The organism is Vibrio sp. 2033 (assembly GCF_033339735.1).
Genome location: NZ_JAWOVC010000038.1, coordinates 1 through 14,092, shown reverse-complemented (window position 1 = coordinate 14,092; position 14,092 = coordinate 1). Strand labels below are relative to the sequence as shown.

Annotated in this window: 15 protein-coding genes; 11 read left to right on the top strand and 4 right to left on the bottom strand. The window is 40.4% G+C overall.

Annotation, left to right across the window (positions count from 1 at the left end; all coding sequences use genetic code 11):
* A partial coding sequence (locus tag R7P74_RS23460; RefSeq protein ID WP_206937396.1) for a transposase occupies nucleotides 1–251 on the bottom strand: 251 nt, incomplete at its 3' end.
* 564 nt (nucleotides 252–815) lie between these two features.
* Between R7P74_RS23460 and R7P74_RS23455 the strand changes: the two genes are divergently transcribed.
* The 10 genes from R7P74_RS23455 (at nucleotide 816) to R7P74_RS29945 (ending at nucleotide 9,881) form a co-directional block, all read left to right on the top strand.
* Nucleotides 816–1,121 carry a hypothetical protein gene (locus R7P74_RS23455; RefSeq protein ID WP_169567642.1) on the top strand — a complete coding sequence of 102 codons (306 nt, stop codon included), beginning with the start codon at nucleotides 816–818 and terminating at the stop codon, nucleotides 1,119–1,121.
* A gap of 100 nt (nucleotides 1,122–1,221) precedes the next feature.
* A complete protein-coding gene (locus R7P74_RS23450) occupies nucleotides 1,222–1,824 on the top strand; it encodes a hypothetical protein (protein WP_140050539.1) in 603 nt (200 codons plus the stop codon).
* 127 nt (nucleotides 1,825–1,951) lie between these two features.
* Nucleotides 1,952–2,335: a hypothetical protein gene (locus R7P74_RS23445; protein WP_025767063.1), complete on the top strand. Its 384-nt coding sequence runs from the start codon at nucleotides 1,952–1,954 to the stop codon at nucleotides 2,333–2,335.
* Nucleotides 2,336–2,345: 10 nt separating this feature from the next.
* Nucleotides 2,346–2,588 carry a hypothetical protein gene (locus R7P74_RS23440; protein WP_025767062.1) on the top strand — a complete coding sequence of 81 codons (243 nt, stop codon included), beginning with the start codon at nucleotides 2,346–2,348 and terminating at the stop codon, nucleotides 2,586–2,588.
* Between the two features lie 327 nt (nucleotides 2,589–2,915).
* A complete protein-coding gene (locus R7P74_RS23435; protein WP_140050538.1) occupies nucleotides 2,916–3,089 on the top strand; it encodes an HNH endonuclease in 174 nt (57 codons plus the stop codon).
* Between the two features lie 1,246 nt (nucleotides 3,090–4,335).
* The gene (locus R7P74_RS23430; protein ID WP_025634880.1) at nucleotides 4,336–5,025 is read left to right on the top strand and encodes an HNH endonuclease signature motif containing protein; all 690 of its coding nucleotides are present in this window, start codon (nucleotides 4,336–4,338) and stop codon (nucleotides 5,023–5,025) included.
* Nucleotides 5,026–5,032: 7 nt separating this feature from the next.
* Entirely contained in the window at nucleotides 5,033–6,220 is a 1,188-nt protein-coding gene (locus R7P74_RS23425) for a hypothetical protein (protein WP_025634881.1), read from the top strand.
* Nucleotides 6,221–6,223: 3 nt separating this feature from the next.
* Nucleotides 6,224–6,490 (top strand): hypothetical protein, encoded by a 267-nt coding sequence (locus tag R7P74_RS23420; protein ID WP_025634882.1) that lies wholly within the window; start codon nucleotides 6,224–6,226, stop codon nucleotides 6,488–6,490.
* Complete coding sequence (locus tag R7P74_RS23415; RefSeq protein WP_203347281.1) at nucleotides 6,490–9,513, top strand: hypothetical protein; 3,024 nt, start codon at nucleotides 6,490–6,492, stop codon at nucleotides 9,511–9,513. The genes R7P74_RS23420 and R7P74_RS23415 overlap by 1 nt, the downstream gene beginning before the upstream one ends.
* Nucleotides 9,510–9,881, top strand: coding sequence for an RDD family protein (locus tag R7P74_RS29945; RefSeq protein WP_025767057.1), 372 nt, complete (start codon nucleotides 9,510–9,512; stop codon nucleotides 9,879–9,881). The genes R7P74_RS23415 and R7P74_RS29945 overlap by 4 nt, the downstream gene beginning before the upstream one ends.
* Here the strand turns inward: R7P74_RS29945 and R7P74_RS23410 are convergent.
* Together R7P74_RS23410 and R7P74_RS23405 are read right to left on the bottom strand one after the other, a co-directional pair.
* Entirely contained in the window at nucleotides 9,878–10,597 is a 720-nt protein-coding gene (locus tag R7P74_RS23410; protein ID WP_203347283.1) for a hypothetical protein, read from the bottom strand. The genes R7P74_RS29945 and R7P74_RS23410 overlap by 4 nt on opposite strands.
* Before the next feature lie 215 nt (nucleotides 10,598–10,812).
* Nucleotides 10,813–12,021 carry an IS4 family transposase gene (locus tag R7P74_RS23405; protein ID WP_032073033.1) on the bottom strand — a complete coding sequence of 403 codons (1,209 nt, stop codon included), beginning with the start codon at nucleotides 12,019–12,021 and terminating at the stop codon, nucleotides 10,813–10,815.
* 744 nt (nucleotides 12,022–12,765) lie between these two features.
* On the opposite strand from R7P74_RS23405, the gene R7P74_RS29940 reads away from it, so the two are divergent.
* Nucleotides 12,766–13,326, top strand: a complete 561-nt coding sequence (locus R7P74_RS29940; protein ID WP_369292832.1) for a GmrSD restriction endonuclease domain-containing protein — start codon at nucleotides 12,766–12,768, stop codon at nucleotides 13,324–13,326.
* Between the two features lie 84 nt (nucleotides 13,327–13,410).
* On the opposite strand, the gene R7P74_RS23400 is transcribed toward R7P74_RS29940, so the two are convergent.
* Nucleotides 13,411–14,092: Tn3 family transposase (locus tag R7P74_RS23400; protein ID WP_206947111.1), on the bottom strand; the 682-nt coding region annotated here is incomplete at its 5' end.

Here is a 14,092-nt window from a genome sequence, read left to right as displayed (position 1 = left end):
CGTTCAAATACGCCAGCATCCCGCCACTCCTGAAATCGGCGATGAGCAGAGCTTGACGAGCATATACCGGTGGCATTTAGCGCATTCCACTGGCAACCCGTCCTGAGTACGAAGAAAATGGCGTTCATTGCAGCGCGATTATCAACCCGCTTGCGGTGCGTACCCAGCGGGTGTTGAGTTCTATGTTCCGGGATGAGAGGAGCCATTTTCTCCCAGAGTTCATCACTGATTTGCCACTTATTACCTGCCATACGTTGCCCTCATAAATTATCATTATGTATTATCTGACAATTCCTTTTGGGATAGGTTCTTAGATAATAATAAGTATTGCCTAGACAAAGAAGCATTAAAAGATGGTTTTCATTGGTTGGTTCCAGACAGGGAAATAGATCCGATTAACTGGTTTAACTCAACAACATGGCAGTATGTGAACGCTGAACTTTTAAAAATAGGAGACTAAAACAGGAGTAAGACTGAAACTAGAGATGACCTTGAATTAGATAAACTATCAAACACCTCTAACCCATTCGCTTTTGAATTAACTGAAAAATCTAAGGAAAACATGCGTTCTTTGGTGAAGCATGTAGATGGTTGAACTTGGAACGAGCGTCTTGATTCCATCAACAAAAAAGATGGTAATTAATATGATGTATCGTGGCTAGACATCAACAATGATCTTTATGGTGCGGGAAAGTGGTTTTATGAGCAAGCTAAAGAAGAAGCAACGCCTTCTCATAGGCGAGATTTACATGCGCTTGTCAACTATGAATACACAGGCGATTTTTTGTCGCTGAAGTAATGGGAAAATCGAAAATATGAAAATACAGTTAGTAGCTACGATCTTAGCTGCTCTTTCCTTGCAAGCTCAAGCAACGACTCAAGAAGAAATGGTAATCGAATTAGGTCATTCTATTGCGCTAAGTTTACTTGATGCAAAGTTGGAATTGGCTTGTGACTCCAACATTAACAACCTAGGTGAAATTACTCTCAAAGTTAATCAGGAGTGCGTTTCAACAATCAACAAACTTCGGTCAACGTTAGAGACAGAGCCGACAGCAGTAGACTTGGTTAAACAGGTTGATTCTTTTATGGATTCAAATTCTATCCCACTCACTAAGTAACTTGAGAGTATTGGAAAAATCGAACTTGTGCAAAAGGCATTTAACAGGTTGATTTGAGTGCCTTTGATAGAAGTAGTAATAACAACTTGGAGTGCAAACTTTGTCAAAGAATGAAATGCAATATGCAGTATGGCAGATGCCCCATACCGAAAAAGATTTAGCTGTTTTGGTAGATGCTGCTGAGTTACCTATTCTAGATCGTGGAGAGGAGGGTGTGCTAAACCCTGACACACCATTAAATGATGATCATTTAAAACTAAAGTTGGTTTACGGTGTGCTCATGTCCAATAACCTTCGAGGTTTACAAAACTATGAAGGGATGAATCACTTAGTTGATGTCCATCAGGATAAATGGTTAGTTCATCTAAAGCCAAACGATGATGAGGATAAACCATTAGAAGCAATCTATCTTGGATTTGAAGATATGATGGTTTTGCATTGCAGGGGATTAAGACAAGGTGATTTTGCTTTCGCTGCTCTTATGGGTCTACCTGATAGCTTGGAACTTCATTCAGATAAGCTGTGGGGTGTAACATCGTTCCTTCGTTTACATGATTTAGACATGGCTACAAACCTAATTAATCGAGAAATCATCATTTCGCTAGTCGAAGAAGAAGTTGTCGAGGCAGAACTAACTAAAGAAAATTGGAAATCATTTGTTAACGAGGGACTGGCAAAGTCTTTAGCTAAAAAAGTAGGTTAATTAGGATAGGGAACATATTAGCTCATAAAAACCTTAGATTTACCTTTTAGAACCGTAAAAATGCTTCAAAAATAAGAACGCAGACCTTAAAGAAAAAGTTAAGACAACGACCAAGGACTAACAAGAAATGAAAATAGTATTAGCTAAAGAAATTAGTGATAGCCTGAGTGAATATACAAATGCCGATAGCTCCATCTGCGTACAACAAGTTACCTTATGGTTTGATGTGATTGCTACAGAGTTGGAGCTAACTGAGGTATCTAAAGAGAAACTAAACTATATCACTACTCCTTCAATTATAATCAAGTTGAGCCAATCTAATCAGCGCATACATGACCTATTATTGGGGGTTGCTGGGTATCCAAATTTAGATAAAGAAGAAGCAGAATTTCAAGTTAAGTGTAGGCTATCAGTCCTGAAATCCGCATGGATGCACAGAGCATACGGTTTGACGTTGCAAGATGCTTTCACTGATGGAGAACTATTCTTTAACGCTCTCATCAAGATGTAGGTAACACCTTATGTTAGACAATATATTAGCTAGATATTGGCAACCTAAAGGAACCTCTTTACATAAGCACCATTTACAAGCAATTGTCATCGGTTTTGTATTAAGTCTAGTGTTACTTTTCGTTGGCGTTATTAATCGTGAAATGGCTTTTTCAGTGATGATCTTGATTGTCGTACTCCAGTTCTTAGGGATGTGGTTGGCTAGAAAGAGATTTGGTAATAGAAATCCCAATAAAGTTGGATATAAAGAGTAGTTCCTGCTGGATAGAGATAGTTACGAGCCATTGCAGATCTGGTCATATAACCAAGCCGATAAAGCCAAAAAAGAAGTCCCCAAATTGGTTAGGAAGCTACTTGCTCGCACTCAGATACATCGTGCTTGGTTACAAAGCGCAACTGGCTCATTTCAGTTGCCAGTTTTAGAGCGAATTTAACGTTGGAAGATAGTATTGGAATTAGTAACTTAGATTAGAAACCAACTCACCTATGACCCTGATAGTGGCATCATCCAGTGGAAAAAGTTGGGCAGAGGCCGCCGAGCTAATCTAGTTGCGGGATGCGTCAAGCGGAAGAAAGGCAACGTGTGGCGCAGAATTGTCATTGACGGTAAAGAGTACACATCTGGTCAAATCGCTTGGTCAATAATGACTGGTCATTTTCCTGATTTCATCATCGATCATAAAGATGGTGATTCTCTAAATGATAAATGGAGCAATTTACGTAGGGGGACAACTGCGTTGCTCAGAGAAATTTAGCTAGAAGTCGCCGCAACAAAACTGGTGTGACTGGAGTGAAACAGATCAATGGCTACTTTGTCGCCTACATCGGAGTGGGTAATAAGCAAAAGTACCTTAGTAGCACAAGTGACTTTTTTGAGGCTGTTTGCTTAAGAAAGCGAGCAGAGAAACAGTACAAATACAGCCCTAGACATGGGCTGTAATCAACATTGGAAAAAACATGCCAGAACCAAAACCTAACCACCGGAAGTTCGCGGACTTTATTACTAACGTTTCAGCCCTTGCTAGTGCCTATTTCTTAGTCCGATTTGTCCTAGATTTTTCTCTAGAAACTCTAATCGAGAATGAAAATTTAATGTGGTTCTTCATTTTCGCTTTTATTACTGCAGTGTATGGTTTTATCTACGGAAAAAACGGCAAAAAATGAGATTGTAAACAACTAGATTGTGTAAAAGGTATTGAATTACACCTACATGCTTATGACAACTGTCAAAATAGGCGATTCAAATGGATTAATGCCATCAGAACAACTTGATAACAAAGAGGGAGCCATGTTCAACATAAGAACTAGACACTCGTATGGCCACTAGAAGAACTGGGGGTGGTGCTTAAAGGTCAGTAAACCCGACTAAAACTGGTGATGCTGTTGGAGAGCTAAGTGATCTCTTAGATGTTGCCCTATACAACCGCCCATGTACAAGCAGAAGCGTAAGATAGATAAGCTAGTTAAGACGCTGCTGAAACCTAAAAAGAAACATTAACTGGATAAGGAAAACTGTATGACAAGTGTATATAAACTGATATGCGAGCGAGCCTATTTTGTTGGGTATGAGCAGCTTTTCTTGCCAAGAAGTTTTAGGCGGCTGGTTGCTAGAAGTGAGTTGCACAGAGCTTGGTTAGCAGGTAATCAAGGTAATATCGGTGCGACCGATGGCGTTTTGTATCGGAAATGGTTTACTAACCGCAAGCATCATACAAATGCCACTATTAAACAGCTATGGCGTAGCATAAATCGATAACCCGAAACATCAGTATTTATAAGCAACAGAAAAAGAAAGAAGCCACATCTTTACTCATAATCGCTCGCCATCCTCTACTGTTCACCTGCCCACGTTATAAAGATATCAATCGGAAAAGTACTCAGTTCGATCTTGGTATAAGCGCTTACTTAACGCCTCTCCAAATTATTCCTTGTTAATCATCCCAATTATTATGATAATTGGGGTATTGTAAAATATCCACAAATGACATATATAGGTGAGTAATGTTCATAGGTGTTAGTAGAAGCCATCAATGGCGTTTATCAGAACCACCAGAACCATCTGATGATAAAGACTTTCAACTAAAAAGGGTGGAGTTTTTATCAGATGTTGACTATCGATGTACTGATTGCCATTTTCGTTCAGAAAAGTATCAACATGTTCATCACAAGGATGGGAATCACAAACATAACGAAATCATTAACTTTGAGTGTAAATGCCCTCTATGTCATATGTGTGAACATCTGGGTTTTGTTGCAGATAATAAACTTGCCACTTTAGTTTTTTGTCCCTCTTTGACCCAGGAGGAGCTCAATGCTTACGTTCGAATATCTTGGGTTGCAAATTACTTAGCAAAAATCCAAGGTCCAGAAAAATGCGGTACTACGCTTCTGCGTATTGCACGCGATACAGGGCTCTGGATCGAGCTCCTTTCTGCTACGGCGCAGCAAGTAAGTCAAGTGTACAAAATAACCAACATTAGGGCACTAGCTGAAGACTTTCGTGCTATGGATGACAAAGAGTATTCCGAACGTCAGTTAAAGTACCCTCATTTAAGGTTGCTGTTTACTCCAGATCCCTTTTCTCGAGAGATAGAGGAGTGGAGTAGGAACCAAGACTTCTTTTCAGATTTCTATGACCCAAACAATTGGCCAGAAATAGTGAACAACCATATCTCTAGTTTAGAAGGATAGGATATTAATGAACACATATGGCGTAGCGATATTCAACGATGAAAAAAAACCTAGGAGTGGATTCTCTTGTGTCGATGGCAAGGTGAAGGAGTTTAGTTCCTATTCTGATTTGGAGATGTCTACAATTTGGGTAACTAACATTCAACACTCTATATTTCAAAAAGAAGCCCTCTACAAAGTACCTAACCTACGTTCGTCGCAATATTTAAGGTTGTCTTTACAACAGATAATGAGGGAGTTGAATGTTAAAAAAGATATTGAAGGTATTCAACATTTAGCAAAGCTAGTTCAGTCAATTGCTGCAGATCTACAGGGTAAATTCGAACTTAATCCGGACTACCTTCGATATCGCCTTGGTGGTGAAATCCCACAATACCTGGAATCACAAGGGTTCCTACCTTCTGAACTACTAAATATAAGTGAACTCGCAGACGCTTCAGCTAAAGCGGCATTAAATGATGCGTATCAGTCATTCCAAGGTACTGTAAAGTCTGCAAACGGAAAGATCTATCATTATACCTTACCAAGGGTTGCGCATTTCGAATACTTAATGAATCAAAACTTTCCTTTGGATAACAATTGGGAAGAATTTACGTTTAGTAGCGATGGGCCAATTGTTGCTGGATATAAAAACAAAGTACTACTCCCTGATACAGAAAAAGTCATAATAGGTTTAAAGAACCTCCATAAAAATACTGCTGCAATTCTAAATATCAAAGTAAAGTCTATCGACCCAAAGCGAGCTCAAAGTTTTACCTTTGGAATCGAAGGTGTGAAATCTACAACGAGAATATGGGCTGCTCTTCCAGAGGTTATTGATATTTTACGTTACTGTGAGGTTGAAATTTTGGGAGGCCTGAAAACTAATGCTGGTAAGTTGGATGTAAGGCCTGAAATAGACCTATCAAAAAATAGATATAGTTACTCTAAAGGTGTGGTCAGTGAAAATATTTGGTGTGCCTTAGCCGATAAAGTCCACTTAGGAAGTCAAAAACAAGCTACTGGCCTGGGAGTGTACCTCAGAGCATATGACAGGATTATTTGCTCCAAACTTGCGGAAGCGTTTATGAAAGCAGGTTTCGTCGGCGGTGGGTTTGGTGTCGGTGCGGCAAGGGTTTGGTTAAGTAGCCAAGATGTAAAAAAAGCCAATATTATTGCAGAAAAATTTGGCGCAATGCCAGATATCGGAGTGTAGAAAATGGAAATTGAACCGCTAGAAATTTTCTCAGATGGTCAAATGCCCGAGACATACAAAAAGCTTCAAGATTTGAATGTGTTCGGAAAGCTTAACTCACAGTTTCATAACTCGTTTGGGGTACAGGATGTCATTAAACTAGATCAAATTGAACAGCTAGATGATGCGGATAAGAAAGCTCAAATGAGTGAATTAATCACAGCCCTATCTACAAGAAGAGTGGATACTCAACCAGTTATTGCGAAGAAAGTAAAGAGGTTAACTATCTAATGGGAGCTCTTTCATTTTTAGCGAATCTAATCGCCTATAAACCCTATGAGATTTGTCAATTAGAAACAACATCAAGCATTGACCCTCACTCACTGCTAACTCACGATGGTTCAATGGTTACCCTACTAAAGTTGAACGGGGCTTACAGGTTCTACTCAAATAAGCAGGAGCTTGCCATACTTGACTTTATGGCAAGTAGAGCTCGACAAAATTTTACAGACAGTGGAAACAGAATAGATTTTGTTATCGATATTGATTCAAGTCGTTCTGAGAGCTTTGTGAACAAGTGTCTTAATACAGTGGACTCTGTATCAAAAACGATGGGCTACCAAAATGAGAAGTTAAACAAGACTGAAAAGAGCCTCATTTCTCAGCTAATTAAGCCAGAGATGACCTATATTGTATTGACTACGACACCCCAAACTCTTGATAGACCAAACATCAAAGAGGGTAATGAAAATAGAAAAAAATTGGCAGATGAATATGGTCACAGTTTAAGCAGTAGCTCTAAGACCCAGAATCACTGGGTAGAAACGATGCAGATTTACGACCAGCATCGTTCTTTTGTTACAGAAATGACTAATATTTTTTCTGAGTACGTTCTATTCGAAAAACTAGAGTCTCATCGTGCATTAAAGGAAATCAGAGATCTTCTATACCGAGACTTTGAAAACCAGGACCGTTGGAAACCATCCACACGACAAGAATCATCTCCTAAAATAATGAGCAATCATACCTACAAGGTTGATACTGATGAGATTGGGCATAGCTCCATACATTCGCAGATAGTAGAACAGCCTTTTGAGGATGCTAAAAGACCTGACTTTAAGTTTTTCAATGGTCACTGCTATACCACGCTTGAGCGTTACTTAGTCGGGGATGAGCCTATGTTAATGAGGAGTTTTATAAACCGAGTTAACAGAGATGTTCCTATGCGTATATCGTACACTCTGGTTTCTGGCTCCCAAAGTATACAAACCTCTAAAATGACTAAATCGAGTCTCACCACATTCGTTGCTAAAACTAACCCAATATCAAGTGAAATTCTGAAAGCCTGTAATAAGACAACAAAGTTCATTCAAGAAGGAGGGTGTGCAGTAGAGTGTTATATGTCGGTGACTGTTTGGGGTGATAACGAAACGGAAACTAATACACGTTTCAAAGCCGTACAAAGTGCACTTAGAGGTTGGGGAGGGGAAAGGCAACGTATGTGCTCATTTCCTATAGAGGGCCTTTTATCCTCTTTACCTGGCTATAGCTCAAGGCCTGTTGGGAGAGCGAGTAATGACAGTATTGAAACAGCCTTCTCGTCCGCTCCAATCATACGTCCTGCCTCGCCGTGGGACTCCGGCGTATTGCTCTATATCACACCTGATGGCAAGCCATGGCCTATTGACTTTGATTCAACACAGTCACATCACTTGAATTTAGTTAGTGGATCTATGGGTTCTGGTAAGTCAGTTCAAGCTGGTGTATTAACCAGGGCAATGCATTTCTTAGCTGGAACGACATCGTTGCCTCTTATTGCGGGGGTCGACTATGGTGAGTCAATATTATTCACTGCCGAAACTGTTAGGGCAAACCTGAAGAAAGAGGATAGAGCTAAAGTAGGGGCAATCAGTCTTGCCAATGAAAAGACAAGCGCTTACAACATGCTTGAGCCACAATATGGTTACAATAAATTGGCTAAGCCGGAGAACAACACTGCGACTGCTTTTGTTACTAAGATAGTCAATGGTGGCTCGAAACAGCCAATCCACGTACAACTTGATAACTGTGTTTCAGCAATAATTGACAGTATGGTAGCAAAGGCTATTTCACAGCCTAGGAAAATTGACCCTTCGCAACCCGGCGTCGATAAAATACAGAAAGAGCTTGCTCACCATCTTGTACAAAAACATTTAAAGAGCGAGTCGTCGTACAGCTACCTAAACGCCCGTAATGCCCTATACAAAGCATCGAATGAAGAAGGTATATCTAACGCTCAACGACAATATTTCCTAAGATTGTCAAAAATAGCTCATAGGTATATTTGGCCGCTGATCTCTGACTTACCCAAAGAGGTAAAGTCGGCTGAACAGCAAAGCGCTATGGGTTCTTTCAAAGTTGGAGGAGAAAAACTACTGGACCTAATTGGTGCTTCAGTGCAGCTGATGACAGATCGATATAGCGCAATTTTAGGCTCATATCCGATGGTAGATTACTCTGACCTTTCAATGCTGTTTGTAAACGCTAAACCAGTTGTAGATTCCGCCCCAGCAGCGATGAAAAATGCATGGTTTATTCTTGCAAAAGGTCTAGCTCAAAGGCATTTCTGGGTACATGAAGATGATGTAAAAAATGATGCAGATCCTGTGTTTTATAAGCGTGCACTTCGAATTGCTCGAGCGAAAAAGCCTTTACCCAAGTATTACTTCCAAGACGAATACGAACAGGCTCAATGTCCTGAGTTAGATGAAAACTTTGATAAAGAAGTAAAAACAGCGCGTAAGTATCGTGAGATCATCACTTTATTGACACAGATGTACGAAGCTTTCCCTCCATCTATTCGCGACTTGGCTACTAATACCTTCATTTGCAACATCCCAGGTGTAGGTACAGAACGGGTGATTAAGGAACAGTTTAAGCTAACAGATGATGAGTTTGAATCTATAGAATCGTATGTCGGTAAAGCTGGAATTTTAAATGGCATGGGGCGCGGAATCTTGTACATAGGTAAGCTGAAGAAAATACAAGCGCCAATTATTCAACCTATCGTATCGGTGTTACCTCCTGGCTTAGTATGGTCATTAGCAAGTGATGCCGAAGATGTTCATGTCAGAAGAAAAGTAAAAGAGGCATTAGGTGACTCAGTACCTTATGATGAATTGAATATTGCATTAGGACAGGTTTTGTCGTTCCCAGATATGAAAGCACTCATCAAGAAGAAGGGTGAAGTCGATGATATGACTGACAAAGATGTTTACATTGATTGTATCAATAGGGTTAAAGAACATATTTTATTAAACGGAGTTGGTACGTGATAAAGAGATTTTTGGCATTTGTAACCGACTATTGTTTGATTAGCTTATTATTCGGTATTTTAGAGTTTTACGTCTTTGAACTAAATGCGTTGACTATCCAAAGCATAGGTTATTTCTATGTGTTCTTTTTCTTTACGATGATGGGCCAATACATACTTTTGAAGAGGACGTTAGGGGAAAAAATATTCAAACTTCAGGTGCAAGGAAAAGAAGGTGAGAACGTTGAGGTTTCTACTTATGTGTATCGTTTGTTCGGTACTCTAATTTGCTTAACGGTGCCGATTTTGTTCTTGATAGTTGTTTTCCCTAAACGTCGATCTCTGTCTGACCGGATGAGCTCGAGTAACGTCAAAACTCGTATAGTTTAAAGAATCTTTTCTGTGGCAATATCTATTGGCTCATCAGGGGATATTGTCATTGAGTGGTTAACACGCCATAGAGAAATGGGTGAGCGACTAAATCTATCTAAGTTATAAATCGAATCGTCAATTTGAACCATACTCCGGTAAATCACTTTTCCATGATTATTCTTCAGTTGCAAGATAAAGCTCGGCGTGGAGTAGTCCGAAGTGTTTCTTTGCATCTGAGTGGTTAGTATTTTCTGAATACTGTAACGTTTTGAGCCATTATCGATTTTAGATATTAGTGCGGTAAAAACCTTGCGTTCAAATGATGAAGTAATAGGTACCTGATTTGTCAATGAAACGATTGGTTGGATGTAAACGGTGTGTAGCTTAATTCTTTCTGAGTGCATTTGGCATAAGGTTGCTAAGACGAAATAAGGTCCTTCCACTTCTTTAAGTGCCGATTTGGCTAAAGGGCTCACCAAACGGGTAAACGACAGACACGTGTCATCAATTACTAAAGAATGTTCTTTTAACTCAATAGTATTGGTGATGAACATGCAAAATGCTTGTGGGCGTCCAGGGCCTTTCCACCCAGCCCCGGTTTTACGATAGAGTTTTGAAAAAGCGTATCTCAAACCTGTTGGTCCGATAAATATGTATTTATCAAGAGTACTACTTCCAAAGAGGATTTTATTGGCAGACCTCTTAAGTTTGAATAAGTGCTGTTCAGCCGACATAGATTTTCCGGAGAAATGCCAATTTGATAGTGTGTCGGTTAATAAATGATAATACAGCCTTTCTAACTTACTCTCTCCATGCCGTACACTGGGCGTTCGTGTTGAAGTTGACTTTGGATTAGTTGAATCAGTTCCAGTAGAAGGGAGCGCTCTGTGATAAATAAAGGTATTAAAATCTGATTCTTCGGACTCAGGCGAAATACTGAGGGATCCCCTCATAATTTCCCCAAAGCACAACCATGTTTGAATAGATTTTGAGCAAGCAGGGTTGCAGCCGCGAGCAAGTCTTCCCTCGTTATTGTGTAGCCAGAATGCCGCAAAACTTCCATCCCTAAGCGCACTGTTGAGAGTACATTTCGATTTTTGACAGTGTTAGCTTGGAAGTGCTTATCCCAACCTTGTTTCTGACCATGAACTCCAGCAAGCCAAAATGTCAGTTGAAGCATTAGGGCGATTAGCAGCATGATATCAAAGCGCTCTGAGCTGCTAGTTCGGCTATGACGGAGGCCTAAACCGTAGGCTGGGCTTTTCAAGTCTCGGAAGGTTTCTTCAATTTGCATACGCTTCGAGTAGAGCCTAACAAGTTGCTTTGGTGTTCGGATTTCAACGGGCAAGTTAGTCGCTAAAACCCATGGTTCTTTTGTCGAAGCGGAGTAGATTTTAGGTGACGGATGATGACAATTAGTCCGTGTCGAACGCTGATTTTTTCGGCCTTTAGGACGTGATTTATACAGTGCAATTTGACATGAAATTGGGTTGCTCTTAGTCAACCTCTTATAGCCTAAAGTCTTTGAGCGACTTGAGGATATGCTATGTAAGTTGCTGATAGGTTGCCAGTTTTCCGCACCTAAATCTGCATATTGCACTTTCCCTCTGACTCGACTTAACCAGTACCAACCTAGCTTTTCAACGGATTTATACCATGGCACTTTAAAGCCAGCATCACTGACAATGAGCGGTGTAGTGTTACTCGGTAGAATGCTTGCAAGGTCGGCTAGAAATTGGTCATGAGCCTTCTTTGAACATTGCTCTGAAAGCGGAAAGGCTTTCTCATAAAGAGTAATAGAACGACCATGTAGTGCCACCGAAGCCCGCAATACCATAAGCCGTTTTTGCTCACGAATATCAGACCAGTCAACAAGAACAATGGGCATCGAATTACCTGAACAGATAAAGCTGGCATGCCAACGGTATACAGCGAGTCGCTCTTTGTGCAAGTGACGATTACCTAACAATCTGTCGATTCGTTTGATGTTATGTTTTGTTCTGGCTTTCGTTGGCAGGTTACGACCAAGTTCGGTAAGAGTGAGCGTTTTACATTCAAGTAATGCGTGGCAAGCCAGCGTTAAACTGTTGAGTCGTTTTAAGTGCAATTCAGGGCAGAATTGGTAAAGAGAGTCGTGTAAAATATCGAGTTCGCACATCTTGTTGTCTGGTTATTGATTTTTCTCAGAACCATTTGATCACATGACAAGATGTGCATCTACCTTAAATTTATGATTTTTATCAAAATCATTAGGGGATTCCTCAGGGCGAAATATCTCTATTTACCGCTTCTCTGCAACCTTTTATGTCTGAGTACAAGGGACAATTTTGCAGATGTTGGCCATGCTCATAATGATTCACCATGAATATGTAATCCCCCCTTTTACGTAGATACATTGTGGCTGGTGGTGATACACAGTGGCAATTGAGTACTGAATCAGAAAGACGGAGAATTTTTAATTTGGATTGGGCTTCTGGGCTTTTAATACGATTTTTAAGCAGCAAGGAAGGTTGTTCAAAAGTGTGATGTTCAGAGTCCAAATTTTTATCAGAACTAGATACAGTTATGTGCATGCGAACACCTATTAATAGAATGCAAAAATATACCACATTAGCTATGAGGCAATACCGCCTGTAAATCATTAAACGATGACAAATTAACTACAAAAGGCAAATATATAGTATGAGATATCTTCTAGTTACAGTTCATAATTATCCCAGGTTTTACAAAAGTGACGGTGAGATAGTTCACATTGATCTAAATTATGTGGATTCCAAAACTATTTCTTCATTAGATGAAAATGGAGATTTATTTCACGTTAAAGTATCTGGAAGTCCTCCGTGTGTTCGTGATATTTGGTTAATTGATTCGGTAGATGTGGCACTAGATACATTGGCTAGTTATGGGATCTATCCATTCAAGAATAAGGCCGCAGCAAGAGCGAATGCCAAAAGGCTTGGGCTTAGTGCATTCAAGTATATTGCTGTACCATAATAATCAATGGAAGTTTATGAAAACAATTTCTAAAGCTGTTCTTACAAGCATCTTATTGGTTTCTTTTGATGCTTATTCAACAGAGATATGGCGGGGTTTAATAGTCAAACCTGAGAATAGATGTTCTCCATACGATAAATCTCAACAATACAACTATTCTCAACGAGTAGAAGATCACATAGTAAGTAGTATGGGGGGATTGATATATGGCCCTTACACTGGCAGTTACTTTGAATCTGACCGATACACAGACATTGAGCATATAGTGTCAACAAGTGAAGCACATGATAGCGGAATGTGCTCACAATCCAGTGAAATGCGCATTCAATTTGCCAGTGATCTCCTGAATCTTACATTAGCTTCACCTACTGTAAACCGTTGTGGTGACAACGGTAAGTGTGGAAAGGACGCTGGAGAGTGGTTACCCCAAAAAAACAGATGCTGGTTTGCTAATAGAGTGGGGTTCTAGGGATTTTCCCCTCTAAAAAGACATAATCCTCTGTAGACCACACCAATAAATGGCTGCGGAGGTGGTTTACTTTCAGCTTGGAGCCTAATCATCCACTATCGGCCTTGTTATTTCGCCAATATTGGGCAATTTCCCAGTATTAGTGAAGTTATACGTTCCGCTTAAGTTGATATTTTGCCACGCAACGGGCGAAACAGCACGAGTGATACCCGCTTTCTCTTCATCTCCTCTCGCTTCAAAGTGTCCCAGCAGATGACTCAGTATCGCGGAGTTGAAGTAGATGATCGCGTTGGCAAGCAATCTTGCACATTCATTCCAGATAGCGATTTCACTCTCGTTTTTGCCTCGGAACTGATCGCCATTCACCGACGCAATAGCCCGTCTCAGGAAGTGCCACGCTTCTCCCCGGTTAAGGGCACGCTGAACGTACTGCCGCAAACTGGCATTGTCTATGTAATCCAGTAAATATTGCGCTTTGACCAGTCGATTATACTCCGTCAGCGCCTGTAATGTCGGGTGCCCCGAAGGATAACCAGACAACTTTCTTACCAGCATTGCCTGTGTCGTTCGCTTTGTCTGAAGTGACAGAACAATGCGCCTAATATCCTGCCATCCCGTTTCGATGACATTCGTCCTGATGGGCTTTTTCAGGGCAAGGTTGGTGCCGCCGTGTTCATTTTCAGTTACGGCAAACAGATCATTGATGACACTACTGAACTGCGCGTATCGCGGTGCAAAACTGTAACCGCATAGATCCAGTAAGGCG